Consider the following 24,746-nt stretch of genomic DNA (forward strand, 5'->3'; position numbering starts at 1 on the left):
GCCGGCCGGACGAAGGGGCGAGCGTCCGGCCGGCCGTCACCGGGCGCCGGCCGCCCGGCGCTTGTTCCAGATGTCGAACGCCACGGCGACGAGCAGCACCAGGCCCTTGACCACCGACTGGACGGACTGGTCGACGCCCATGAGCTGCATGCCGTTGCTCATCACCGCCATGATCAGGCCACCCACCATGGCGCCGACCACGGTGCCGACGCCACCGGTGACGGCCGCCCCGCCGATGAACGCCGCCGCGATCGCGTCCAGCTCGAACATGTTGCCGGCCGCCGGCTGGGCCCCGTTGGAGCGGGACGAGTAGATGACGCCCGCCACGGCGGACAGGAAGCCCATGTTGACGAAGATCCAGAAGTTGACGCGCTTCACCCGTACGCCGGACAGCATCGCCGCGGGCAGGTTGCCGCCGATGGCGTACACCTGGCGGCCGAACACCGTACGGCGGGTGAGCAGGCCGTAGACGAGCACGAGCACGGCGAGCACGATCAGCACGATCGGCAGGCCCCGGGCGTGGGCGAGCTGCCAGGCGAACCACATGACCACGGCGCCGACCACCACGATCCGCAGGACGAACAGCGGGAACGACTCCACCGGCTGCTCGTGGCGCACCCGGGCGACCCGGGTCCGGAACACGCTCACCGCGTACCCGACCACGGCGAAGGCGCCGATGAACAGCGTGAAGGCGTCGTAGCCCTGGCCGCCCAGCAGGCCGTTGAGGAAGCCGGCCGCGACCCGCTGGTACTCCTCCGGGAACGGCGACAGCGAGATGTTGTCCAGCACGCGCAGCGTCAGACCGCGGAACAGCAGCATGCCGGCCAGGGTGACGATGAACGCCGGGATGCCGGCGTACGCGACCCAGAGCCCGTGCCACGCGCCGACCGCGACACCCACCGCGAGCGCGGCCAGGACGCCGGCCCACCAGGGCATGCCCTCGCGGATGACCAGCACCGCCGAGACCGCTCCGGTGAGCGCCACCACCGATCCCACGGACAGGTCGATGTGGCCGCCGATGATCACGATCACCATGCCGATCGCGAGCACCAGGATGTAGGAGTACTGCAGGACGATGTTCGTCAGGTTGCCGGGGCTCAGCGAGACGCCGTCGGTCAGGACGGCGAACAGCGCGACGATCACCACCAGGGCGATGTAGATGCCGCTCTGCCGCAGGTTGCCCAGGATCAGCGCGCGCGGGTCGCTGGTGCCGGTGTGCAGGCTCGCCGCCGCGCCGGTGTCCGGCGCGGCGACCTTCTGGGGCGTGGGCTTCGTGCTGGTCATCGGACGAGATCCCTGTCCTTGGTCATGAGTTCCATCAGGTTCTCCTGGGTGGCGTCGGCCACCGGCGTCTCCCCGGTGATCCGCCCGGCCGCCAGGGTGTAGATGCGGTCGCACATGCCGAGCAGCTCGGGCAGTTCGGAGGAGATGAGCACGACGGCCTTGCCGTCTGCCACCAGCCGGTTGACGATCGTGTAGATCTCGAACTTGGCGCCCACGTCGATGCCCCGGGTCGGCTCGTCGAGGATCAGCACGTCCGGGTCGGTGAACAGCCACTTCGCCAGCACGACCTTCTGCTGGTTGCCGCCGGAGAGCTTGCCCACCACCGACATCACCGTCGGCGCCTTGATGTTCATGTCGCGCCGCCCCCGCTCGGCGACCTGAATCTCCCGGTTGCCGTCGATCCAGCCACGGCTGGCCAGCTTGTGCAGCGCGGCGGCGGGGACGTTGCCCCGCACGTCGTCGATCAGGTTGAGGCCGTAGTGCTTGCGGTCCTCGGTGGCGTACGCGATGCCGTTGGCGATGGCCTCGGCCACAGTGCGCGCCCGTACCTCACGGCCCCTGACGAACAGCCGGCCTCTGATGTCCCGGCCGTACGCCCGGCCGAACACGCTCATCGCCAGCTCCGTGCGCCCGGCGCCCATCAGGCCGGCGATGCCGACGACCTCACCGGCGCGTACGTGCAGCGAGGCCCGGTCGACGACCAGGCGGTCCTGGGTCGGGTGGCGCACCGACCAGTCCTCGATCCGCAGCACCTCGTCGCCCGGGGTGACGCTGCGGCTCGGGTAGAAGGCGGCCAGGTCGCGCCCGACCATGCCGCGGATGATCCGGTCCTGGGTGACGGCGCCGTCGGACATGTCCAGCGTCTCGACGGTACGGCCGTCGCGGATGACTGTGGTCGAGTCGGCGACGGCGGTGATCTCGCCGAGCTTGTGCGAGATCATGATGCAGGTGATGCCCTGGTCGCGCAGGCGGCGCATCAGGTCCAGCAGGTGCGCCGAGTCGACGTCGTTGAGTGCGGCCGTGGGCTCGTCGAGGATCAGCAGCCGTACCTTCTTGGACAGCGCCTTGGCGATCTCCACGAGCTGCTGCTTGCCGACGCCGAGCTGGATGACCGGGGTGACCGGGTTCTCGTGCAGCCCGACCGACCGCAGCAGCGCCGCGGCCTCCGCGTTGGTCCGGTGCCAGTCGATCAGCCCGCCGCGGCCGCGGCGCTCGTTGCCGAGGAAGATGTTCTCGGCGATCGACAGGTAGGGCACCAGGGCGAGTTCCTGGTGGATGATGACGATGCCGCGGGCCTCGCTGTCCTGGATCCCCCGGAATCCGACCGGCTCGCCGTCGAAGACGATCTGGCCGTCGTAGCTGCCCGCCGGGTAGACCCCGGACAGCACCTTCATCAGGGTGGACTTGCCGGCGCCGTTCTCACCGCAGATCGCGTGGATCTCGCCGCGCCGTACGGCGAGCGAGACGTCCTGGAGCGCGGCCACGCCCGGGAAGGTCTTCGTGATGCCCCGCATCTCGAGGATGTGATCGCTCATGGGTATCCGTCCTGCTCGTGGTCGAGGTGTCCGGAGCGGACGGGCCCGGTGGCGCGGTGGCCGCCGGGCCCGTCGCCGCGCGGGTCAGCCGGCCCGTCCGGCGGCGACCTCCTGCTCGGTCAGGTAGCCGGAGTCGATCAGGACGGACTTGATGTCCTCCTTGTAGACGGTCTGCACCGGCAGCAGGAACGCGGGCACGACCTTGACGCCGTTGTTGTACGCCTTGGTCTCGTTGGCCTTCGGCTCCTCCTTGCGCAGGAACGCCTCGGCGGCGATGACCGCCTGCTCGGCCAGCAGCCGGGTGTCCTTGAACACCGTCGAGCTCTGCACGCCGTCGTTGATCAGCTTGACCGAGGCGACCTCGGCGTCCTGGCCGGTCACCACCGGCATCTTCTTGGCGCCGCCGCGGTAGCCGGCGTTCTGCAGCGCGGTGATGATGCCGCGGGACAGGCCGTCGAACGGCGACAGCACGCCGTCGACCTTGCTGCCGTCGTTGTAGCTGGAGGTGAGCAGGTCCTCCATCCGCTTCTGCGCGGTCTCCTGCTGCCAGCGCAGGATGGCCGCCTGCTCGATCTTGGTCTGCCCCGACTTGACCTTCAGCGTGCCGGCGTCGAAGTACGGCTTGAGCGTGTCCATCGCGCCGTTGAAGAAGAAGCCGGCGTTGTTGTCGTCCAGCGACCCGGCGAACAGCTCCACGTTGAACGGGCCGGTCGCGGTGCCCTTGGCGCCGTCCTTGGTGAGCAGGCCGAGGCCGACCAGGAGCGCGTTGGCCTGCGCCACGCCGACCTTGTAGTTGTCGAAGCTGACGTAGAAGCTCACGTTCGGGCTGTTGCGGATGAGCCGGTCGTAGGAGATGACCGGGATCTTCGCGGCCGCGGCGGCCTGGAGCTGGCCGCTGAGCGCGGTGCCGTCGATCGGGGCGATGACCAGCACGTCCGCGCCCTGCGTGATCATCTGGTCGATCTGCTGCGACTGGGTCGGGATGTCGTCCCCGGCGTACTGCAGGTCGACCTTGTAGCCCTTGGCCTGGAGCTTCTCCTTCACCGAGTTGCCGTCGGCGATCCATCGTTCCGAGGTCTGCGTCGGCATCGAGACGCCGATCGTCAGGTCGCCGGGCTTGGCCGAGCTGGTGTCTCCGCCGCCTCCCGCGCCCTCGCCGCTGCAGGCGGCCAGGCTGATCGCGAGCGCGGCACCGCTGAGTGCGGCCAGAAGTCGTCTGCGCACGAGCGTCCTCCCTGTCGTGGCGGTCCCTGTGACACAGGTAACCCTCACGGGGAGTGTTAACGCTCACAAGTTGCCCCGTCAACCAAACGCGCGAAATGCGCATGTCTCTTTCTCGTAACAGAGACGGCGGTCCAGGTCGGACGGGACGGCGTGACGGAGCACCGCGGGGGCGGCGCGCGCCGCCCCCGCGGTGGCCCGGATCAGGTCGCGGAGCAGGTGGGTGTCATGCCCGATCCGCTGCCGTTGCCTTGGAACCCGAACTCGGCGCTCTGGCCGGCGCCGAGCTGGCCGTTGTAGTCCACGTTCGTGAACCGCACCGTGCCGCTGTTACCACTGGCCGTCGCGCTCCAGGTGTTCGTGATGCTCGCGCCGCCCGGCAGCGTCATGCTGACCGTCCATCCCCGGGTGCCCGACGAGCCGGCTGTCACCTTCACGTTGGCGACGAAGCCACCGGTCCAGGAGTTCAGCGTCACCGAGGCCGAACATCCACCCTGGCCCGGCGGCGGGGTGGTCGGGTTGTTCGGCGGCGGCGTCGTGGTCGGCGGCGGGTTGTTGCCCCCGGCGTTCAGCGCGTCGAGCACCGCGTTGTACGCCGCCTTCTTGTTGCCCGAGCAGTCGAACAGCAGCGCGTTGTCCGAGCCGCGCCACGAGTCGCAGTCCCGCACGCCCCACACCGTGATGCCGGTGCAGCGCGACACCGCCAGGCAGGCGCGGGTCACGGCGGCGTAGATGTTCGCCTGGTTGCCGCCGGTCATCACGTCCAGCTCGGTGATCTGCACCTCGACGCCCAGGTCGGCGAAACGCTGGAGGTTGGCCTGGTAGTCACCGGGGATCGTGGTGCCCAGGTGCGACTGGAAGCCGACGCAGTCGATCGGCACGCCCCGCGACTTGAAGTCGCGGACCATGTTGTAGATGCCCGTCGACTTCGCGTTGATGCCGTCGGTGTTGTAGTCGTTGTAGCAGAGCTTCGCGCCCGGGTCGGCGGCGCGGGCGGCCCGGAACGCGGCCTCGATCCAGTCGTTGCCGGTGCGCTGCAGGTTCGAGTCGCGGCGCCCGCCGCTGCCGCCGTCGGCGAACGCCTCGTTCACCACGTCCCAGGCGTAGATCTGCCCGCGGAAGTGGGTGGCGACCTGGGTGACGTGGTTGATCGCGGCGTTGCGCAGCGCGCTGCCGGACAGGCCCTGCGCCCACGACGGCTGCTGCTGGTGCCAGAGCAGCGCGTGCCCGCGCACCGACATGCCGTTCGCGCGGGCGTGGCTGACCAGCCGGTCGCCACCGGTGTAGCTGAACCGCCCCTGCTGCGGCTCGGTGGCGTCCCACTTCATCTCGTTCTCGGCCACCACGGAGTTGAACTCGCGGTTCAGCACCATGGCGTACGTGTTGTCGGACAGCTTGTTGGTGGCGACCGCGGCGCCGAAGTAACGGCCCTTCTCGGCCGCCGCCGCGCGCAGCGTGGTGCCGGCGCTCGCGGCCGGCGCCAGGGCCACGGCCATCCCGGCGGCGAGCGCGCCGGCCAGGATGCCGGTGGTCAGCAAGGCTCTCTTTCGTCTCATGCGGATTCCTCTTCCGGGGGTTACGCGATGGTGGTGGTGCGAATCCCCGACCCCGCGTCCGGTGGCGGTGTCGGGGTACGCCCAGCGCGGCTCGCCCGGTGAGCCTTGCGGCGCTCGTGCCCTGCCATCGACTGTGAGCGATAACATCCCCCGGCGTCAACCCCTGCCGCCTAGGGATAGACGTCCTCGTGCGCCTTGCGGTAGTCGACGATCTCGTCCAGCCGGCCGGTAGCGGCGTGCGTCACCCAGGCCGGGTTGCCCAGCAGCGCGCGACCCAGCGCGACCAGGTCGAACTCCCCGTCCGCCAGCCGCGCGGCCAGGCCCGCCACCGACTCCGGGCCGTCCGGGCGCAGGAAGTCCCGCCGCAGCCCGACCGAGCCGACGGTGATCGACGGCAGGCCGGTGAGCCGCTTCGCCCAGCCGGCCAGGTTCAGCGCCGAGCCGGGGAACGCGGGCTGCCAGAAGCGGCGCTGCGAGGCGTGCAGCACGTCGGCGCCGGCCTCGGCGAACGCGCCGAGGATTCGCGCCAGCTCGGCCGGGGTCTCGGCGATCCGCGCGTCGAACGCGCGCTCCTTGAACTGGGAGAATCGCACGATCACCGGCCGGTCCGCCGGGACCTGCGCGCGGACCGCGCGCACCACCGCCGCCGGGAACGCCGCCCGCCGCTCCGGTGAGCCGCCGAACGCGTCGGTCCGGCGGTTCGTGTACGGCCACAGGAACTCGTCCAGCAGGTAACCGTGCGCGGCGTGGATCTCGATCGCGTCGAACCCGGCCCGGACCGCGACCCCCGCCGCGTCCGCGTACGCCGCGAGCAGGGTGTCCACGTCGGCGGCGGTCATCGCGTACGGCGCCGGGCGGCCCGGCTCGCGTACCCCCGAGGGGGTCCACGCCGGACGGCCGTCCACCGGCTCACGCAGGCTGCCCAGGTGCCACAGCTGCGCGGCGATCCGGCCGCCGGCGGCGTGCACCGCCTCGACCACGCCCCGCCAGCCGGCCTCGGCCGCGCCGGCGGTCATCCGCGGCACGGTGTCCTCGTGGCCGGCGCTGGGATGGTCCACCAGCACGCCCTCGGTGACGATCAGGCCGATGCCGGCCGCGGCGCGGCGCCGGTAGTAGTCGGCCATCTCGGGCGTCGGCACGCCGCCCGGCGCGCGGTTACGGGTCATCGGCGCCATGACGAAGCGGGACGGCAACGACAGGCCGGCGACGGTGACCGGCTCCAGCAGCGGCGTCACCGGCGATGCGGTGTCCAGTGTCGCGTTCATGACCCGACGCTAGGAGTTGACACCGGTGTCAAGGGCAAGCGCTCAGGCGGCCGGATCCCGGGTGTCCTCGGTCACCGTCATGTCGGACACCACGTCGTCGAGCACCGCGACGGCGTGCGCGAGCCGCGCCATCTCGGCGGTCATCCGAGCCCGCTCCTCGCGCAGCCGGTCGGTGAGCCACGACGTGCGGATCTCCGGATCGGTCACGCAGGGCAGCAGCTCGGCCATCCGGCGGCTGCTCAGCCCGGCGTCGAACAACCGCTGGATGAGCCGGACCCGGTCCACCGCCGAATCGGCGAAGACCCGCTGCCCGCTCGGCGTCCGCAGGGCGGCGAGCAGGCCCTGCTGCTCGTAGTACCGGATGGACCGGGCGCTCACCCCGGTACGCGCCGACAGCTCCCCGATCCGCATCGCGCCTCCCCGCTCGCCGGACCTCCATCATCGAGCATGCCGCGCCGGTCAGGACAGCAGCTCGACGTACCCGTCGGTGCCGTGCACGCGGATCCGCCCGCCGTCGGGGATCAACCGGGTCGCGTCCGGCACCGCCACCACCGCGGGCAGGCCGTACTCGCGGGCGATCACCGCGCCGTGCGTCATCAGGCCGCCCACCTCCGTCACCAGGCCCGCGACTGCGACGAACAGCGGCGTCCAACTCGGGTCGGTGTGCGCGGTGACGAGGATGTCGCCCGGCTCCAGGTCGGCACCGGCCAGGTCCGTCACGACCCGCGCCCGCCCCTCGACGACGCCGGCCGAGACCGCCAGCCCGGCCAGGGCGCCCGGCGGCACGTCGGCGCGCCGGTACGAGCCGTTCAGGGCCTCGCCGTCCGAGGTGAGCACCCGGGGCGGGGTGAGCGCCTGGTGCGACCGGAACTCCTCCCGGCGCCTGCGGATCAGCCCGGCGTCCACCCGCCCGGTGGCCGCGACCTCCCGGAACTCGTCGAAGGTGAGGTAGAAGACGTCCTCCGGATCGGCGAGCACACCGGCGCGGGCCAGCCGGTCGGCCTCCGCCATGAGCGCCTGCTTGTACACGGCGTAGCGGCTGACGATGTCGTACTTCGGGTACTCCCGGTAGCCGGCGAACGTCCGTACCCGGTCGATCATCGCCTGCGTCTCGGCGGCCTTGCGCTCGCCGTCGGGCAGCGCGCGCAGGCGGTCGAGCACCTCCCGGGCCTTCGCCCACGCCCGCTCCCGGCCGTCGGCGAAGCGGCGCGCGGCGGCGCCCGGGGCGAAGGTGCGGACGTGGTCCAGGATCAGCGGCACGAGCGTGGCCGGGCACTCGCTCCACCGTGGCCGGGTGATGTCGATCTCGCCGACGCAGCGCATGCCGTACCGGTCCAGGTAGCCCTCGACGGCCGCGCGTGCCTCGACGCCGCCCGGCAGCTTCGGCAGTTCGTCCAGGAACCCGTCGTCGGCGCCGTCCCGCAGGAACGCCACCACCTCGGGGTACGCGCGGACCACGTCGGCCACGTCGAGCAACGCCAGGCCCATCTCGGCGGTGACGTTGCCGGGCGCGGACAGCGTGAGCGTGTCGGCGGCGTCGCGTTCGCCGAGCCACTCCCCCAGCTTGTCGTTGAGCCACCAGGTGGCCTGCATCCCGGCCATGATCACCTGAGCGCTCACCGGATCGGTGAGCACCCGCTTGTGCTCGGCGAACGCCTCGTCCAGGAAGTCGAACAGCCCGGACCCGGACCGGCCCCGGATGTCGCGGCGCAGGGCGGCGACCGACTCCCGGCTGCGCTCGATCAGCGCGGTGACGATCGCCGGGTCGGTGTCGATCGAGGGCGGCGGCCCGCTCGCGGGCGGGCCGGCCGGTGCGGGGTCCGGCGCGGCCGGTGCAGGGTCCGGCGCGACCGGCACCACGTCCCGGGCGAGGACCGTCTCCAGCGCGTCCCGGGTGAGCGGGTCGGCCCGGCCGATCATGCCCAGGAACGCGGCCCGGCCCGCCGCCGTGGACAGGTGCGGCGTGGCGTCGACGAACAGCCGGCCGCCCGCCTCGTGCATCGGCGCCATGGCGGTGAGCCGCCACATCGACAGGCCCAGCGGCCTCATCGCGTCGGTCATCATCTGCTGGTGGCCGACCGACAGGTAGACGTGGAACCGCCCGTCCGCGGCGGCCGCCGGCACCGGGAACAGCGTGGTGATCGGCCGGCTCTGGAGGATGTGGACGTCGTCCCCGGTCACTGCCCACTCGACGTCCTGCGGGCAGCCGAAGTGCGCCTCGATCCGCCGGCCCAGCCCGGCGAGGCGTACCGCCTGCGCGCCGGTCAGCGCGGGCTGGGCCTGCCGCGCCGGGTCGACCGGTGTATCCCGGGTGCCGCCGCCGGGTGCCGCGTGCACCGCCCGCGCCTTCGCGCCGATCGTCCGGCCGGCCACCACGCCGTCGCGCACCGTGAACACGTCCGGGTTCACCAGGCCGGAGACCAGGGCCTCGCCGAGACCGAAGCCGGCCTCGATCGACACCACCGTCCGGTCGCCGGTGACCGGGTCGGCGGTGAACATGACCCCCGCCGCGTCCGGGACGACCATCCGCTGCACCACCACCGCCATCTCCACGGCGCGGTCGTCGATGCCGTGGCGCCGCCGGTAGGTCACGGCACGGTCGGTGAACAGCGAAGCCCAGCAGCGGCTGACGTGCCGCAGCACCTCGGCCGTGCCGACCACGTTGAGGTAGGTGTCCTGCTGGCCGGCGAACGAGGCGTCCGGCAGGTCCTCGGCTGTCGCACTCGACCGCACGGCGTACGCGGCCTCCGTGCCGAGCCCGGCCAGCGCGGCGGTGACCGCCGCCGCGACCTCGCCCGGCAGCGGGGCCCGCTCGACCGCGCGACGGACCTCGGCGGCGGCCGCGCGGATCGCCGCCGGGTCGTCCGCGTCCGCGCGGGCGAGCCGCTCCAGCGGGCCGGCCAGCGCCGGCGTCCGCGCCACGGCCAGCCGGAACGCATCGGTGGTGACGCAGAAACCCGGAGGTACGCGCACCCCGCCGAGCCGCGTCAGCGCCCCCAGGTGCGCACCCTTGCCCCCCACCGCGGCGATCCGCGTCTCGTCCACCTCGTGCAGTTGCCACACGTACCGTCCGGTCATGCCGTGCCCCCGTTTTCGCAGCTCGACCCGCATCGGCCGATGATTCTGCGGCATCACCGGGGCCTTGCGGCAAGACCCGGGGTGCGATATACGTTGATAGTGGCGAGGAGAGGTGTCTCCTTGCCTTTAGTTTTTCCGCACCACCAACCCTTGCCCTGACCCGCTGCCGTCGCGTGAGTCAGATCTCCCCGCCCCGGGTGGAGTGCCGGGGGCGCGACGGGGCAAGAAGCGACCACGAGGCCGCGACGCGGCCCGGACGAGCGGGACCGGACGGGGTGGGGGAGACTCGGGCGATGAGCGGCGCTGACACCGACCCGCGTACGCGTGCCGACGTCTTCGCCGTCGACGGTGAGATCGGGCCGGACCTGGCGCGGATCGACTGGTCGGCGCACCCACTGGGCCCGCCGGACACCTGGCCGCAGAGCCTGCGGACCGCGGTGCGGATCCTGCTGTCCTCCCGGTTCCCGATGTGGATGGCCTGGGGGCCGCAGCTCACCTTCTTCTGCAACGCCGCCTACCGGCGGGACACGCTCGGCCGCAAGTACCCGTGGGCGCTGGGGCTGCCGGCGAACGAGGTGTGGGCGGAGATCTGGGACGACATCGGCCCCCGCGTCGACACCGTGCTGCGCACCGGCGAGGCGACCTGGGACGAAGGGCTGCTGCTGTTCCTGGAACGCGCCGGCTACCGCGAGGAGACCTACCACACGTTCTCCTACAGCCCGCTGCGCGCCGACGACGGCGGACTGGTCGGAATGCTCTGCGTGGTCAGCGAGGACACCGAGCGGGTCATCGGCGAGCGGCGGATGGCGACGCTGCGCGACCTCGGCTCGGACCCGAGCGTCATCCGCACCGAGCAGGAGACACTCGCGTTCGTCAGCCGCCAGCTGGCCCGCAACCCGCAGGACCTGCCGTTCACCCTCACCTACCTGTACGACGACGGCGGGGCCCGGCTGGTGGAGGCGACCGGCCTGCCGGACGGGCACCCGGCGGCCCCGGCCACGCTGTCGCTCGATGACCCGGCCGCCCCGTGGCCGGCCGGCGCCGTCGGCGAGGGCGAGTCGGTGCGGGTCACGCTCGACGGCCCGGCCTTCGCGGACCTGCCGACGGGCGTCTGGCCCGCCGCGCCGGCCGAGGCGCTGCTGGTGCCGCTGCGCCAGCAGGGCGGTGCGCCGTACGGCTTCCTGGTCGCCGGGCTGAACCGCTACCGGGCGCTGGACGACGGGTACCGCGGCTTCGTGGAGCTGACCGCGGGGCATCTGGCCACCGGCATCGCCAGCGCCCGCAGCTACCAGGCGCAGCAGCGGCGGGCCGAGGAGCTCGCCGAGCTGGACCGCGCGAAGACCGCGTTCTTCTCCAACATCAGCCACGAGTTCCGCACCCCGCTGACCTTGATCATGGGACCGCTGGACGAGCTGCGCAGCCGGTTGCCGGACGCCGACGAGCGGGTCCGGGCCGAGCTGGACGTGATCCGCCGCAACGGCCTGCGCCTGGGCAAGCTGGTGAACAGCCTGCTCGACTTCTCCCGGATCGAGGCCGGGCGGATGCAGGCCCGCTACGAGCCGGTGGACCTGGCCGCGGTGACCGCCGACCTGGCCAGCGTCTTCCGGTCGGCGATCGAACGGGCCGGCCTGTCCTTCGAGGTCGACTGCCCGCCCCTGCCCGAGCCGGTACACCTGGACCTCGGCATGTGGGAGAAGGTGGTGCTGAACCTGCTCAGCAACGCGCTGAAGTTCACCTTCGACGGCACCATCCGGGTGGAGCTGCGCGGCGAGGGCGACGCGGCCGTGCTTCGGATCTCCGACACGGGCATCGGCGTACCCGCCGACGAGATGCCGCGCCTGTTCGAGCGGTTCCACCGCATCGAGAACGCCCGCTCCCGTTCCGACGAGGGCAGCGGCATCGGCCTCGCCCTGGTCAAGGAGCTGGTCACGCTGCACAGCGGTGACATCGACGCGCACAGCACGGTGGGCCGGGGCACCACCTTCACGATCCGGCTGCCGTTCGGCACCGCGCACCTGCCCGCCGACGCGCTCGCCCCGGCGGGCACCGACCGGACACCGGCGTCCGCCGAACCGTTCGTGCAGGAGGCGCTGCGCTGGCTGCCGGCCGAACCGGACGGCGCCGTCGGCGGGGACGACCCGGCCGGCGGAACACTCCAGCCACTGCGCGGCGGGGCACCGGCCCGCATCCTGGTGGCCGACGACAACGCCGACATGCGGGAGTACCTCACCCGGCTGCTGCGCTCGGCCGGGCACGAGGTGCACGCGGTCGCCGACGGGCGGGCCGCGCTGGACGCAGCCCGCGCGCACACTCCCGACCTGGTGGTCAGCGACGTGATGATGCCCCGGCTCGACGGCCTGCAACTGGTCGCCGCGCTGCGCGCCGACCAGCGGACGGCCGGCACCCCGGTGCTGCTGCTGTCCGCCCGCGCCGGTCAGGAGGCCTCGATCGAAGGGCTGGAAGCAGGCGCCGACGACTACCTGGTCAAGCCGTTCCCGGCCGCCGAACTGCTGGCCCGCGTCCGCGCGAACGTGGAACTGGCCCGGCTGCGCAACCACCACGCCCGCTGGCGTACCGCGCTCGTCGACTCGTTGCAGGAGGCGTTCTTCGTCTGCGACGAGGACGGCGCGGTCGTCGAGATCAACGCGGCGTTCACCGGCATCCTCGGGTACGGAACCGAAGGGCTGCCCTATCCGGCGGTGCACCCGTGGTGGCCGGACCGGGAGGCCGAGCCCGAGGCGCACCGCCAGGTGGCGGAGGCGTTCTCGACGCTCGTGGGGCAGACCCGTGGCACGTACACCGTGCCGGTGACCCACCGCGACGGGCACCGGATCTGGATCTCGGCCGCGTTCAACCAGGTCGACGACCCGGACAGCGGCCGCCGGATGATCGTCGGCACGTTCCGCGACGTCACCGCCGAGCACTACGCGGTGCAGCGGGAGACCGCCCTGGCCGGTCTCAGCATGCGACTGTCGGAGGCCGACGATCTCACCGACGCGCTGCTCGGGGTGCTGGACGAGCTGCGCAAGCTGTGGCGCGCCTCCGGCGTGCTCACCGCCGTCTTCGGCGACCTGCCCGCCCCCGAGGTGACCGCCACCGACCCGGCGGCACGGTGGGACACGCTGCCGCCGGAGCGCCGGCAGGCGCTGCTCGCGCTGCGGGACACTCCGCTGCTGACGCCGGTGGCGACGCGTACGCACGGCGCCGGCATCGCCGTCGAGCACCCGCACGGCACCATGGCGCTCTGGATCGACCTGGGCGAGAAGCGGCCCTTCACCGAGCAGGACCAGACGCTGCTGGCGCTGCTGGCCGGCCACATCGGTCAGGGCCTGCACCGGGTGCACCAGATCGACCAGCAGCGGGAGACCGCGCTGGCCCTGCAACGGGCCATCCTCGGCCCGGCGCAGCTCCCCGCCGGTTTCGCGGTGCGGTACTCCCCCGCCGCGATGCCGCTCAAGGTCGGCGGCGACTGGTACGACACCGTGGAACTGCCGGACGGGCGCATCGGCATCGTGGTCGGCGACTGCGTGGGACACGGCCTTCAGGCCGCGACGGTGATGGGTCAGCTGCGCAGCGCCTGCCGCGCGCTGCTGTTGCAGGACCCGAGCCCGGCCCGCACGCTCGTGGCGCTGGACCGGTTCGCCGCGCTGCTGCCGGGCGCGTCCTGCGCCACCGTCTTCTGTGGTGTGCTCGACCCGGCCACCGGCCTGATGCGCTACTCCAGCGCCGGTCACCCGCCGGCCATCGTGGTCCGCGCCGACGGCACTCCCGAGCTGCTGCAGCACGGCCGGTCCCGGCCGCTGGCCGTACGCCTCGGGCAGGAACGTCCGGAGGCGGAGACGTCGGTGCCGCCGCGCGCCACCCTGATGCTCTACACCGACGGCCTGGTGGAACGCCGCCGTCAGCCGATCACCGCCGGCATCGCCCGCGCCACCGACGCCATCCAGCAGGGCCACCACGCGCCGGTCGAGGTGCTGGCGACCGAGATCATGGACCGGCTCACCCCGGACGGGGGCTACCACGACGACGTGGCCCTGCTGCTCTACCGTCACCCCGGGCCGCTGGAACTGGAGTTCCCCGCCGAGTCGACGCGCCTGGCCGAGGTCCGCACCGCGCTGCGGGGATGGCTGGACCGTTGCGGGCTGGCCCCGGGTCACGCGTACAACATCCTGGTGGCGGCCGGGGAGGCGTGCGCCAACGCGATCGAGCACGGGCACCGCGACAACCCGGGCGGACGGATCCGGCTGCGCGCCGCCGCCACCGCCGGCGCGCTGCGCCTGAGCGTCACCGACAGCGGCCACTGGCGCGACCGGGACCAGCCTCCCGACCCGCACCGCGGCCGGGGACTCGTGCTCATGCGCGCGCTGATGGACAGCATCAGCGTCACCCCGGGGGCCACCGGCACCACCGTCGACATGCAGGCGAGGATCACGCCATGAGCACGTCCCTGACTCTGACCACGAGCGACAGCCCGGACGGCGTCCGCGTCCTGGCCGCCGTCGGTGAGATCGACATGAGCAACGCGTCCACCTTCGCCGACGCGCTGGCCGACGCCGTACGCCCCGACGGCGAACCCCTGGTCGTGGACCTCACGAAGGTGGAGTACCTGGACAGCGCCGGGCTGGCCGCGCTGTTCCCGCACGCCGACCGGATCACGCTGATCGCCGGCCCGCTGCTGGAGCCGCTGCTGACCATCTCCGGGCTGGCCGACCTCACCACGGTCCGCAGCGCCTGACGCCGCAGCGGCGTCAGGCGCTCTCGCGGGCCGGGCGCCGTCGGCCTTGTCGCCTGGCCGGGCGCTGCCGCGGGGTCAGGCGCCGTTGCGGACGATCACCAGCGGCGAGTGGGCGTGGTGCAGCACCGCGTGGCTTACCGAGCCGAGCAACAGCCCGCCCAGCGCGCCCCGGCCGTGCGCGCCGACCACCACGAGCTGGGCGTCCTTCGACTCCTCCACGAGCACCCGGGCCGGGGCGCCGCGCAGCGACCGCTGCCGTACCGGCGCGTCCGGGTAACGCTCGGCCCAGCCGGCGATCGACTCGGCGAGGACGCGCCGGGACTCCTCGGCGAGCGCCTCCGGGTCGTACACCAGCGGCAGGATGTCGCCGGGGCCGATCGGGGTGGGGTACAGCCAGGCGTGCACCACGATCAGCGACGCGCCCCGGCGGGCGGCCTCCTCGTACGCGTACCCGACCGCCGCGGTGGACAGCTCGGAGCCGTCCACGCCGACCACGACCGGGCCATCGGCGCGCGCCTCGCCGCGCGTCACCAGCACCGGGCAGTGTGCGCGGGCCGACACCTGGAGCGTGACCGAGCCGATCAGCAGGCCGGCGAACCCGCCCAGGCCCCGGTGGCCGAGCACGATCAGCGCCGCCTCGCGGGACTCGGCGACCAGCACCGCAGCCGGTGCGCCGTCGACCACCACGCCGGTGACCGGGACGTCCGGGGCGACCTTGCCGGCCTCGGCGACCGCCTCGGCGACGACCCGTTCGGCCTGGTTGCGCAGGCCGGCGCCGGCGGGCGCGCCCGGGGCCGGGGTGAGCGGCGCGCGGGTCAGCGGCCAGATGAACGCGTGGACGACCTGCAGCGGCCGGTTGCGGTCGGCGGCCTCGCGGGCGGCCACCCGGACCGCGTCCAGCGAGGCGGCGGAGCCGTCCACGCCCACCACGACGGGGGCCTGCGAGTGGATCGTCATGTCGTCCTCCTTCACTCGTGCTCAGCCTGCCGGTCAGGCGGCCGGCCCGGCAGGGTCCGGGGTCACGGCGTGCGGGCCGTTGGTCCCGCGGAAACGGCGGGTCAGCCGCAGCACCAGCCCCGGCAGTACGCCGATCGCGGCGCAGGCGAGCAGGTCGAGCGCGCTGAGCGGGGACGTGCCGAGCAGCTCGCGCAGCGGCGGCAGCAGCACGCCCGCGACCTGAAGCACAGCGGAGATCGCCACCGCCACCGGCAGCGCGAGGTTGCGCTCGCGCGAGCCCGGGGTACGGATCGCGCGGACCGCCAGCGCCACGCCGAGCTGGGCCAGGCCGAGCACCACGAACACCACCGACTGCCACGGCCGGTCGGCCGCCGCGGCCCACACCCCCGCGCCCAGCGTCGCCGCGGCGATCAGCCCGCCGGTGACCAGCACGTCCCGGCCCAGGCCGGCGCCGAGCACCGACTCCTGCGGCGAGCGGGGCGGCCGGCGCAGCGTGCCCGGCTCGGCCGGCTCCGCGCCGAGCGCCACCCCGGGGACGCCGTGGGTGAGCAGGTTGATCCAGAGGATCTGCGCCGGCAGCAGCGGCACCGGCAGGCCGAACAACGGGCCGAGCAGCATCACCGCGATCTCGGCCACGCCACCGGCGAGCGCGTAGCGCAGGAAGCGGCGGATGTTGTCGTAGATCCGGCGGCCCTCGCCGATGGCGGTCGCCACGGTGGTCAGGTCGTCGTCGACGAGCACCAGATCGGAGGCCTGCCGGGCCACCTCGGTGCCGCCGCCCATCGCCACGCCGATGTCCGCGCGGCGCAGCGCCGGGGCGTCGTTGACGCCGTCGCCGGTCATCGCCACCACATGCCCCCGGTACTGGAGGCCGGCGATGATGTCGAGCTTCTGTTCCGGCTGGGTCCGCGCGTACACCCGGGTCTCGGGGTGGGCGCCGCCCGGGTCGCCGTCGTCGCCGTTGGCGAGCGGGTCGCCGTCGCGCCAGAGCCCGAGCCGTCCGCCGATGGCGGCAGCGGTCGCCGGGTGGTCGCCAGTGATGAGGACCAGCCGGATGCCGGCCTCCTCGAAGCCCGCGGCGATGCCGGGCGCAGCGGCGCGCAGCGGGTCGCCGACCGCGACCAGGCCCAGCGGGCGCAGGCCGGTCGGCCGGGCCGGGTCGGGCAGGGTGTCGACCACCGCGGAGGCCACCGCCAGCACGCGCAGCCCTTCGGTGGCGAGCCGGTGCGCGGCGTCGGTCAGCTCGGCCAGTTCCGCGGCGTCGGCGTCCACCAGCGGCGCGGCCAGCAGGTTCTCCGGCGCGCCCTTGCAGACCACCAGGTAGCGCCCGTCGCAGCGGCGGTGCACGGTGGTCATCCGGCGCAGGTCCTGGTCGAACGGGGCCTCCGCGACGCGGGGCCAGGCGTCCCGGGTGGTGTCCGGGTCCAGGCCGCAGCGGGCGCCGAACGTGACGAGCGCGGCCTCCAGCGGGTCACCGATCGCCGTCCACTCGGGCCGCTCGTCGGTCGGCGGCGTCACAGTGGCGTCGTTGCAGAGCAGCCCGGCGCGGGCGAGGGCACGCAGCTCGTCGGGGGCGCTCACCGGCTCGCCCCGGTGGTGCACCTCGCCGTCGGGCGCGTAGCCGGTGCCGGTGACGGCGTAGCGGTCGCGGCCGGGGACGACCGCGTACTGCACCGCCATCCGGCCCTCGGTGAGCGTGCCGGTCTTGTCGGAGGCGATCACGGTGACCGAGCCGAGGGTCTCCACCGCGTGCAGCCGGCGGGGGATGGCGCGGCTACCGGCCATCCGGCGCGCCCCCAGGGCGAGCGCCAGCGTGACGACGGCGGGCAGCGACTCCGGTACGGCCGCCACCACGAGGCTGACGGCGGTGACGGCCATCTGCGTGACCGGCCGCCCGTCGAGCACGCCGATGGCGAAGACCAGCCCGGAGAGCACCACGGCGGTCAGGCCGAGCACGCGGCCGAGCGAGGACAGGCGTCGTTGCAGCGGGGTGGGCGCCGGCCGGGTCGCCGCGACCAGGGCGCTGATCCGGCCCAGCGCGCTCGCCGCGCCGGTGCGCGCCACGGTTCCGGTGGCGCGGCCGGTGGTGACCACGGTGCCGGCGCTGGCCTCCTCCCCCGCGACCCGGGCCACCGGCACCGACTCGCCGGTCAGCGCCGACTCGTCCAGGCTGAGGCGTACCGCGTCGGTGAGATCGAGGTCGGCGGGCACCACGTCGCCCGCCTCCAGCCGGACCAGGTCGCCGCGCACCAGGTCGGCGGCGGGCAGCACGAGGTCACGGCCGTCGCGGACCACACGCGCGGTCGGTGCGGCGAGCCGGTCCAGCGCGGCGACGGCCCGGTCGGCGCGTACCTCCTGCACCACGCCGATCGCCGTGTTGATCAGGACTACCAGCACGATCACGGCGGTGTCCGGGTAGTCGCGCAGCAGCGTGGTCACCACGGCGGCGGCGAGCAGCAGCGCCACCAGCGGGTCGGTGAGCTGGCGGAACACCCGGCCGGCCAGCCCGCGTTTGCGCGGGGCGGCAACGGTGTTCGGGCCGTCGGCGCGCAGCCGGGCGGCCGCCTCGGCCGAGCCGAGCCCGGTCGCGGGGGCCGGAGAGATCTCGGTGGGCGTCGTCGCTGTCGCCGGCCCGCCGTTGATCACCACATCGTCCTCCATGTCGTCGCCGCCCGCGCCGGGCAATCCCAGCATGCCGCGCGGGCGGGCACGGATCGCAGGGCCGAGGGCCTGTCGGATCCGGGACCAACGGCCCCCGCGTACGGGGCAGCGCGGCGCCCGGCGCGCCGGTAACGTCCGCTCGGTGAACCGGACACGCGCCGCCACCGGGCCGACACCTCCGTCCCGTCACCGGTGGCTCCGGTGGACGCTCGCGGTGCTCCTCCTCGCGTCGGCCGGGTGCGGGAGGGGGATCGGGGAGGAGAACGGCGACGCGCTGGCGCGCGACGCCGCGGCGGCGGAGGCGAAGCAGCTCAACACGGAGCTGGGGCACCGCAACCGGGCGCGGGACGCCGGGTCGATCGCGGCGGCCGAGATCGTCCAGGAGCCGACCGACGCCGCGTCCGGCGGTGGTGTGACAGTCCGGCGGGAGGCGCTGGCCTGGTCCGGGCGCACCTCCGGGAACGAGCGGGCCACAGTCGACGTGCGGTTCGTGGTGACGGTGCCGGAGCAGCCGCCGGTGTCGATCGGTGGCGCGAGCAACAGCGCCGGTGAGGCCGTGCGCTGCTACCGCTACGAGTTCGAGCTCTACCGCTACACGACGTACCACGAGATCGACTGTCCGAGCGGCCCCGCTCCCTCGCCGCCCACCGCCGCGCCGGTGCCGAAGGTGCCCGAGGACGGGCGGCAGCGACTCACCGCCGTGCTGCGCACCGCCACCGCGGAGACGCTGGCGGACGCGGTGCGGGCGGCCTTCCCGCAGGACTGGATCACCGTCGACACGACGGTGCACGAGGGCGCGCTCGTCGCCGCCGTCGGCGTACCGGCCGAACGGGACTGCCTTCTGCTCGTCCGCACGCCGGCCGGGAAGATCGAATCCCCCGGGTACGACCGGATCTGGCTGGAGCCGGGCGAGACCGGCTGCAAGACCGCCCTCTACGTGGCACCGCCGCGCTGACGTACCGGTTTGCCGCGTGGTCGCCGGGGCACCTGACGGTCATGACTGATCCGGAGCAGTTCCAGCGGCAGCAGGAGGGCGCGCTCGAGCGCGGGCAGGTGTTCCAGGACGCCGAGGGGCGGCGTACCCGGGACCCGGGTGCCGGGGCGGAGAACGCGGAGAGCGAGGCCGACCGCAACGCCGAGCGTCTGGCACGCGGCGAGGTGGGCCCGGGCGTGCCGGAGGACTGACGTGCCGAGGCGGGTGTCAATGTAGCGTTGACAGGTGACCCTGGACCACCTGTCCGAGATCGCCGCGGCCCGGGTCCGGCTGGACGACCGCGAGCTGGACCTGATCGACCGGGCCCGGCACGGCGGCGCCACCTGGGCCGAGATCGCGCGGGCGCTGGGCCTGGGCAGCCGGCAGGCCGCCGAGCAGCGCCGGCAACGCCTCGTCGCGGCCCGGCGGGCCCGCCTGTCCCGGCTCGATCCGGCCGGTGCCCCCGACCTGCCCGTGCTGCGGGCGGCGGTCACCGACCTGCACCGCTGGATCGAGGCGGACCGCGCGTGGGACGGCCGTTTCCCCAGTGCGGCGTTGACGCGCCGCACCTGCGCGCTCGCGCTGGACGCCGGCGCCGGGCCGCTGCACACGCTGGCCGCGCATCTCGCCGACGACCTGGCCGGGGCCGGGAGGCGGCTGCCCGCACCGGCATGCGACGCCGCCCGGCGCATCGTCGCCGCACTGTCAACGTCGCATTGACGTACGCCCGAGGCATTGCCTCTTGGCGGCTCAACTCCGGAGGATGTGAGTCCACCAGACTCAATCTCTCGGGGGATCCATGCGTCGCAACGCCGTCCTGTTCGTGGCCGTCTCGCTGCTGTCCGGTCTCGGCGGCAGCGCCATGGCCCTGGTCTGCGGCATCTGGATCCTGGACCTGACCGGCTCGACCGGGCTCGCCGCGCTGGCCGGGCTCTGCGTCTACGCCCCGACGCTGGCCGGCCCGTGGCTCGGCGGCCTGCTCGACCGGGTGCCCCGGCGTCCGCTGGTGATCGGCGTCAACCTGGCGCTCGCCGCCGCGCTGCTGAGCCTGCTGGCGGTACGGGGGCCCGGCGAGGCGTGGCTGATCTACGCGGTCTCGCTCGCCTACGGGATCGGCTACGTGCTCGTCGACGCCGGCGAGACCGCGCTGCTGCCCGCCGCGCTCCCTCCGGCCCGGCTGGCCGACGTCAACGGCTGGCGGTCGAGCGCGCAGGAGGGCGTGAAGCTGGTGGCGCCGCTGGCCGGGGCGGGCCTGTACGCGTGGCGGGGCGGGCACGTCGTCGCGGTGCTCGCCGCCGTCGTACCGGTGCTCGTGGCCGTGCTGTACGGCGCGTTACGCCTGACGCGGACCGTCCCCGCTCCCCCGGCCGCCCGCCCGGCGGGGGTTCGGGACGGGCTCGCCGCGCTGCTGGCCCGGCGGGCGGTACGCGTACCCGTGGCGCTCGCGGCGGTGTCCATCGCGATGTCCGGCTTCACCACCGCGGCGCTGTACGACGTGGTGGTCACCGGCCTCGGGCTGCCGTCCACCTTTCTCGGTGTGCTCGCCGGCGCCCAGGGTGCCGGATCGCTGCTCGCCGGGCTGGTGGTCGGCCGGCTGGTCCGCCGCCACGGCGAGATCGCGGTCGGTGCCGCCGGCACGGTCCTGTTCGCGGTCGGCTGTCTCGGGCGCTGCCTGCCCTGGTGGCCGGGCACCGTGGCCGCCTCGGTGGTGATCGGCGTCGGTCTGCCGTGGACGCTCGTCGCGGCGGTCACCGCCGTGCAGACGTACACGCCGCAGGCGATCCTCGGACGGGTCGCCGGGACCGCGAACACCGCGATGTTCGGCCCGATCACGCTGGCCATCCCGCTCGGGTCGGCGGCGGTCGCGGCCGGCGGCCGGCCGCCGCTGGTGCTCGCCGCCGTGGCGTGCCTGGCCGCGGCACTGGCGGCGGCCGTCCGGCCGGGTCGTCAGCCCGCGGCCGGCGGGCCGGACAGGTGGCGGATCAGCTCCGGCCGGGAGCGCAGCCGAAGCTTCCGGTAGACGTTGCCGAGGTGGTACTCGACGGTCTTCGGTGACAGGAAGACCCGGGCCGCGATCTCCCGGTTCGTCAGGCCCTCCGCCACGTGCAGGGCGATCAGGCGTTCCTGGCCGGTCAGCCGGTCGACGGTCCGGTCGCCGGGTTCGGGCGGCCGCCGGCCGGTGGCGTCGATCTCGGTGCGGCACCGCCGCGCCCAGCCCTGCGCACCGAGCGCCTCGAACAACCGCAGCGCGGCGTGCAACTGGACCCGCGCGTCCCGGCGGCGCCGTGCCCGGCGCAGCCGCTGCCCGTAGCTGAGCAGCGTCCGGGCCCGTTCCAGCGGGACGACGGCGGGATCGCACCGGGCCAGCGCCGCCGCGAAGACCTCGTCCAGGTCCGGTTCGCCGGCGAGCAGGCCCTCGACGCGCGCGGCGGCGGCCCGGGCGGCGGCACCACCCGTACCGGCCAGGTCGCGCAACCGCCGCACCGACCGCTGCGGGTCGGACAGGTGCGCGTACGCCTCGGCCAGCTCGGCCGCGACGGGCAGCCACCCCGGTTCGGCGATGCCGCCGTCGCGCTGGGCCCGGCGGACCCGTTCCAGCTCGGTCACGGCGTCGTCCCAGCGCGCCCCCACCACCGCCACGATCCCGGTGGCGTATCGGAGCCGGACCTCGATCTCCCGGAACTCGCCCGGCAGGAGCCGGCGGGCGTCGCCGACGTGCGCGAGCGCCTCCGGCTCCTCGCCGAGCAGCGCCTCCACCAGGGCCAGCGCGGCCAGCGCCTCCGCCCGCAGCACCGGAAGCGCCACCTGCTCGGCGATCCGGACCGCCTCGGCGGCGGCCTGGTACGCCGCGTGCAGCCGGCCGGTGCGCCACTCCAGCCCGGCGAGCCGGGGCAGGGCGTACGCCAGCAGGAACACGTCGTCGGCGGCGCGGGCCCGGTCGATCTCCGGTTCCAGCAGCGCCCGCGCGGTGTCGTGGTCCCCGATCCAGCAGAACACCTCGGCCAGCTCCGCCGCCGATCCGTCGGCGTGGCCGGCGCAGGCGGCGAGCAGGGTACGGGCCGACGCGACCCCCTCGGGCAGCCCGGCCAGCACCTGCGCCGCGGCCAGCCGGATCGGCCCCTTCGGCCAGGTCGCGCCCGTATCAGCGGCGGCCAGCTCGGCCACCCGCGCGCACAGCGGCACCATGCCGGTGACGTCCAGCCGCGCCCAGAACTGGTTGACGCGGGCGCTCATCAGCCGGGCCGCGCCGAGCGGATCCGCTTGCGCGTACGCCTGCGCGTCTGCCACGTACGCCTCGGCGCCCGCCATGTCACCGTGCTGCTGCGCCAGGTGGGCGAGCAACGGCTTGACCCGGCAGCGCAGGTCGGCGCGCCGGGTCAGCCCGATCGCCTCCTCGCCCAGAGTGACGGCGTGCCGGCTCGCGCCGGCGTTGGCCCAGGCGCGGGACGCGGCGGCGAGCCGGGACGCGCGTACGTCCGGGTCGGGGGTCAGACGGGCGGACCGCTCGTACGCGCGGGCCTCGGCCACCACGCCGCCCCGGCGTTGCGCCCGCTCGGCGGAGCCGGCCAGCAACGCGGCGACGCCCTCGTCGGGCACGGTGGTGGCGGCCGCGAGATGCCAGGCCCGGCGGTCGGCGGTGTCGTCGCCGGTGAGCGCGGCGGCCACCGCCAGGTGGGCGGCCCGCCGCCGGCCGGGGCCGGCGACCGAGTGGACCGCGGCGCGGGTCAGCGGGTGGCGGAACGTCACCTCGCGGTCGGTCACCCGGATCAGCCCGGCGTCGACCGCCGGGTCCAGCACGCCCAGGCGCAGCCCGTCCGCCGCCAGGATCCGCTCCAGCAGCGCCGGGGTGGTGGCCTCGGTGACCGCGCAGGCGACGAGCGCACGCCAGGTGTCGTCGGGCAGCCCGCGGGCGTGCGCCAGGACGGTCATCTCGATGCGGTCGACGAGCACGAGAGGCTCCCGCAGCGGCAGCCATCCGTTGCGGTGCTCGTCGGACAGCGTCGCCGGCAGTTCGGTCAGCGCGAGCGGGTTGCCGGCGGTGGCCGCCGCCAGGTCGGCGGCGACCCGGCGGTCCAGGCCGGCGCGCATGGCGAGCCGGATCGCGTCGTCCCGCGCCAGACCGGTCAGCGGCAGCTCCGGCAGGCCGGGCGCGGGGAACGCGGGGGCGTCGCGGGCCGCGAAGACGACGGCGACCCGGTCCGCGAGCAGGCGCCGGGCGGTGAACAGCAACGCCTCCGCCGAGGCCGGGTCGATCCAGTGCGCGTCGTCGACCAGGCAGAGCACCGGCGTGTCCTCGGCCGCCGTCGTGAGCAGGCTCAGCGTCGCCACGTACGCGGCGAGCCGGTTGACCGGACCGGAACCGCCGCCGATGGCGAAGACGGTACGCAGCGCGTCGGCCTGCTGAGCGGGCAGATCGCCGAGGCGGTGCAGCAGCGGGCGCGCCAGTTGGTGCAGCGCGGAGAACGGCAGCTCCGCCTCGAACGGGGCGCCGGTGGCGCGCAGCACCCGCATCCCGGTGGACCGGGCGGCACAGTGCTCCAGCAGCGCCGTCTTGCCCACGCCCGCCGCGCCGCGCAGCACCAGGGCACCGCCGTGACCGTCGACCGCGTCGGCCAGCAGCGCGCCGAGCCGCCGGCACTCGTCGGCGCGCCCGAGCAGGGCGTCCTCACCGGTGTCCGTGGCCGTGCCGACGGCACCGGCCGGCGCCGGACCGCTGCCCATGACCGCACGCTAGCCGCCGGTGTGGTCCGGGCGGGCGGGCGCGACGCGAACCCGACAGGGTGCCCGCGCGGCCTCGTCGACTAGGAGGAACCCGGATCCGGGGGCCGTCACGGATCCCTAGCGTCGTCCCCAGTCGTCCGGCCGGTGACCACCGGCGGAAGCGGGACGGCGACACGACTCCGAGGGGAGACACCATGATCGGGAAGAGAGCGGCCGGGGTGCTGGCGGCGGGACTGCTCGCCACCGGGTTCGGGGTGGCGTCCGGCCCGCCGGCGCAGGCCGCGACCGGCCACTACGCCATCGTCAACTACGGCAGCGGCAAGTGCCTCGAGGTGGACCGGTCCGGTGCCCCGTCGTCGCTCGGCGGCCGGGTCGTGCAGCGCACCTGCGACGGCCAGGCCGTGCAGCGCTGGTCGCCGGTGGGCCGGGACACCTACACGTTCGTCAACCAGTTCAGCGGCATGTGCGTGGACGTCCGCAACGGGGTGAACGCCGACGGCACGCCGTTGCAGCAGTGGGCCTGCACCGGCACGTCGAGCATGAAGTGGACGGTCGACCCGAACTCGTTCGCGGGGGTGCACCAGATCAGGTCGCAGATCGGTGGCCGGTGCATGGACGTGCGGAGTGGATCGGACGCCGACGGCGCGACCGTCCAGATCTACCGCTGCACCGGGTTCGGCAACCCGGCCCAGGTCTGGTCGTTCGCGGCCGTCTGACCGGCGCGGATGCGGCCCGTCCCCAGGGGTGAGGGGGACGGGC

At 74.2% G+C, this 24,746-nt stretch carries 17 protein-coding genes; 7 read left to right on the forward strand and 10 right to left on the reverse strand.

The features are described 5' to 3' along the window. Nucleotides 1-36: 36 nt before the first annotated feature. The 7 genes from mmsB to rph form a co-directional block, all read right to left on the reverse strand. Entirely contained in the window at nucleotides 37-1,284 is a 1,248-nt protein-coding gene (mmsB, locus tag O7611_RS16445; RefSeq protein ID WP_194799087.1) for a multiple monosaccharide ABC transporter permease, read from the reverse strand. Then, on the reverse strand, nucleotides 1,281-2,819 hold the full coding sequence (mmsA, locus tag O7611_RS16450; RefSeq protein ID WP_269697172.1) for a multiple monosaccharide ABC transporter ATP-binding protein: 1,539 nt from the start codon (nucleotides 2,817-2,819) through the stop codon (nucleotides 1,281-1,283). Before mmsA ends, mmsB begins: the two co-directional genes overlap by 4 nt. Before the next feature lie 84 nt (nucleotides 2,820-2,903). Beyond that, the gene (gene chvE, locus O7611_RS16455; RefSeq protein ID WP_071094585.1) at nucleotides 2,904-4,043 is read right to left on the reverse strand and encodes a multiple monosaccharide ABC transporter substrate-binding protein; all 1,140 of its coding nucleotides are present in this window, start codon (nucleotides 4,041-4,043) and stop codon (nucleotides 2,904-2,906) included. A 200-nt stretch (nucleotides 4,044-4,243) separates the two neighbouring features. Next, a complete protein-coding gene (locus tag O7611_RS16460) occupies nucleotides 4,244-5,596 on the reverse strand; it encodes an endo-1,4-beta-xylanase (RefSeq protein WP_269697173.1) in 1,353 nt (450 codons plus the stop codon). A gap of 170 nt (nucleotides 5,597-5,766) precedes the next feature. Then, nucleotides 5,767-6,861: an oxidoreductase gene (locus O7611_RS16465; RefSeq protein WP_194799084.1), complete on the reverse strand. Its 1,095-nt coding sequence runs from the start codon at nucleotides 6,859-6,861 to the stop codon at nucleotides 5,767-5,769. 42 nt (nucleotides 6,862-6,903) lie between these two features. After that, nucleotides 6,904-7,272, reverse strand: a complete 369-nt coding sequence (locus O7611_RS16470) for a MerR family transcriptional regulator (RefSeq protein WP_269697174.1) — start codon at nucleotides 7,270-7,272, stop codon at nucleotides 6,904-6,906. Nucleotides 7,273-7,320: 48 nt separating this feature from the next. Beyond that, nucleotides 7,321-9,939: a rifamycin-inactivating phosphotransferase gene (gene rph, locus O7611_RS16475; RefSeq protein ID WP_269698111.1), complete on the reverse strand. Its 2,619-nt coding sequence runs from the start codon at nucleotides 9,937-9,939 to the stop codon at nucleotides 7,321-7,323. A 293-nt stretch (nucleotides 9,940-10,232) separates the two neighbouring features. Between rph and O7611_RS16480 the strand changes: the two genes are divergently transcribed. Beyond that, nucleotides 10,233-14,378, forward strand: a complete 4,146-nt coding sequence (locus O7611_RS16480) for a SpoIIE family protein phosphatase (RefSeq protein WP_194799082.1) — start codon at nucleotides 10,233-10,235, stop codon at nucleotides 14,376-14,378. Next, complete coding sequence (locus tag O7611_RS16485; protein ID WP_194799081.1) at nucleotides 14,375-14,674, forward strand: STAS domain-containing protein; 300 nt, start codon at nucleotides 14,375-14,377, stop codon at nucleotides 14,672-14,674. Before O7611_RS16480 ends, O7611_RS16485 begins: the two co-directional genes overlap by 4 nt. A 75-nt stretch (nucleotides 14,675-14,749) precedes the next feature. Here O7611_RS16485 and O7611_RS16490 read toward each other — a convergent pair whose 3' ends face one another. Both O7611_RS16490 and O7611_RS16495 read right to left on the reverse strand, forming a co-directional pair. Beyond that, entirely contained in the window at nucleotides 14,750-15,631 is an 882-nt protein-coding gene (locus tag O7611_RS16490; RefSeq protein WP_269697175.1) for a universal stress protein, read from the reverse strand. A gap of 33 nt (nucleotides 15,632-15,664) precedes the next feature. Further along, a complete protein-coding gene (locus O7611_RS16495) occupies nucleotides 15,665-18,325 on the reverse strand; it encodes a cation-translocating P-type ATPase (RefSeq protein ID WP_269697176.1) in 2,661 nt (886 codons plus the stop codon). A 109-nt stretch (nucleotides 18,326-18,434) separates the two neighbouring features. Between O7611_RS16495 and O7611_RS16500 the strand changes: the two genes are divergently transcribed. The 4 genes from O7611_RS16500 to O7611_RS16515 all read left to right on the forward strand — a co-directional run bounded on the left by O7611_RS16500 (nucleotide 18,435) and on the right by O7611_RS16515 (nucleotide 21,285). Further along, entirely contained in the window at nucleotides 18,435-19,247 is an 813-nt protein-coding gene (locus O7611_RS16500) for a hypothetical protein (protein ID WP_269697177.1), read from the forward strand. 41 nt (nucleotides 19,248-19,288) lie between these two features. Continuing rightward, the gene (locus tag O7611_RS16505) at nucleotides 19,289-19,477 is read left to right on the forward strand and encodes a hypothetical protein (protein WP_013286843.1); all 189 of its coding nucleotides are present in this window, start codon (nucleotides 19,289-19,291) and stop codon (nucleotides 19,475-19,477) included. A 34-nt stretch (nucleotides 19,478-19,511) separates the two neighbouring features. Further along, complete coding sequence (locus O7611_RS16510; RefSeq protein ID WP_194799079.1) at nucleotides 19,512-19,985, forward strand: hypothetical protein; 474 nt, start codon at nucleotides 19,512-19,514, stop codon at nucleotides 19,983-19,985. Between the two features lie 79 nt (nucleotides 19,986-20,064). Continuing rightward, nucleotides 20,065-21,285: an MFS transporter gene (locus tag O7611_RS16515; RefSeq protein ID WP_194799078.1), complete on the forward strand. Its 1,221-nt coding sequence runs from the start codon at nucleotides 20,065-20,067 to the stop codon at nucleotides 21,283-21,285. Here O7611_RS16515 and O7611_RS16520 read toward each other — a convergent pair. After that, a complete protein-coding gene (locus O7611_RS16520) occupies nucleotides 21,213-23,987 on the reverse strand; it encodes a helix-turn-helix transcriptional regulator (protein ID WP_194799077.1) in 2,775 nt (924 codons plus the stop codon). The genes O7611_RS16515 and O7611_RS16520 overlap by 73 nt on opposite strands. A 194-nt stretch (nucleotides 23,988-24,181) precedes the next feature. Here O7611_RS16520 and O7611_RS16525 point away from each other — a divergent pair, with 194 nt between their 5' ends. Then, a complete protein-coding gene (locus tag O7611_RS16525; RefSeq protein WP_194799076.1) occupies nucleotides 24,182-24,703 on the forward strand; it encodes an RICIN domain-containing protein in 522 nt (173 codons plus the stop codon). Nucleotides 24,704-24,746 lie beyond the last annotated feature (43 nt).

Origin of the sequence: Micromonospora sp. WMMC273 (assembly GCF_027460285.1) — a bacterium.
In the GTDB taxonomy this organism is placed as follows: domain Bacteria; phylum Actinomycetota; class Actinomycetes; order Mycobacteriales; family Micromonosporaceae; genus Micromonospora; species Micromonospora aurantiaca.

What these genes read in the sequence shown, in the direction of transcription:
- mmsB (WP_194799087.1), bottom strand. Translation starts at nt 1,284, where the DNA reads ATGACCAGCACGAAGCCCACGCCCCAGAAGGTCGCCGCGCCGGACACC.
- mmsA (WP_269697172.1), bottom strand. Translation starts at nt 2,819, where the DNA reads ATGAGCGATCACATCCTCGAGATGCGGGGCATCACGAAGACCTTCCCG.
- O7611_RS16460 (WP_269697173.1), bottom strand. Translation starts at nt 5,596, where the DNA reads ATGAGACGAAAGAGAGCCTTGCTGACCACCGGCATCCTGGCCGGCGCG.
- O7611_RS16465 (WP_194799084.1), bottom strand. Translation starts at nt 6,861, where the DNA reads ATGAACGCGACACTGGACACCGCATCGCCGGTGACGCCGCTGCTGGAG.
- O7611_RS16470 (WP_269697174.1), bottom strand. Translation starts at nt 7,272, where the DNA reads ATGCGGATCGGGGAGCTGTCGGCGCGTACCGGGGTGAGCGCCCGGTCC.
- rph (WP_269698111.1), bottom strand. Translation starts at nt 9,939, where the DNA reads ATGACCGGACGGTACGTGTGGCAACTGCACGAGGTGGACGAGACGCGG.
- O7611_RS16480 (WP_194799082.1), top strand. Translation starts at nt 10,233, where the DNA reads ATGAGCGGCGCTGACACCGACCCGCGTACGCGTGCCGACGTCTTCGCC.
- O7611_RS16485 (WP_194799081.1), top strand. Translation starts at nt 14,375, where the DNA reads ATGAGCACGTCCCTGACTCTGACCACGAGCGACAGCCCGGACGGCGTC.
- O7611_RS16490 (WP_269697175.1), bottom strand. Translation starts at nt 15,631, where the DNA reads ATGACGATCCACTCGCAGGCCCCCGTCGTGGTGGGCGTGGACGGCTCC.
- O7611_RS16495 (WP_269697176.1), bottom strand. Translation starts at nt 18,325, where the DNA reads ATGCTGGGATTGCCCGGCGCGGGCGGCGACGACATGGAGGACGATGTG.
- O7611_RS16505 (WP_013286843.1), top strand. Translation starts at nt 19,289, where the DNA reads ATGACTGATCCGGAGCAGTTCCAGCGGCAGCAGGAGGGCGCGCTCGAG.
- O7611_RS16515 (WP_194799078.1), top strand. Translation starts at nt 20,065, where the DNA reads ATGCGTCGCAACGCCGTCCTGTTCGTGGCCGTCTCGCTGCTGTCCGGT.
- O7611_RS16520 (WP_194799077.1), bottom strand. Translation starts at nt 23,987, where the DNA reads ATGGGCAGCGGTCCGGCGCCGGCCGGTGCCGTCGGCACGGCCACGGAC.
- O7611_RS16525 (WP_194799076.1), top strand. Translation starts at nt 24,182, where the DNA reads ATGATCGGGAAGAGAGCGGCCGGGGTGCTGGCGGCGGGACTGCTCGCC.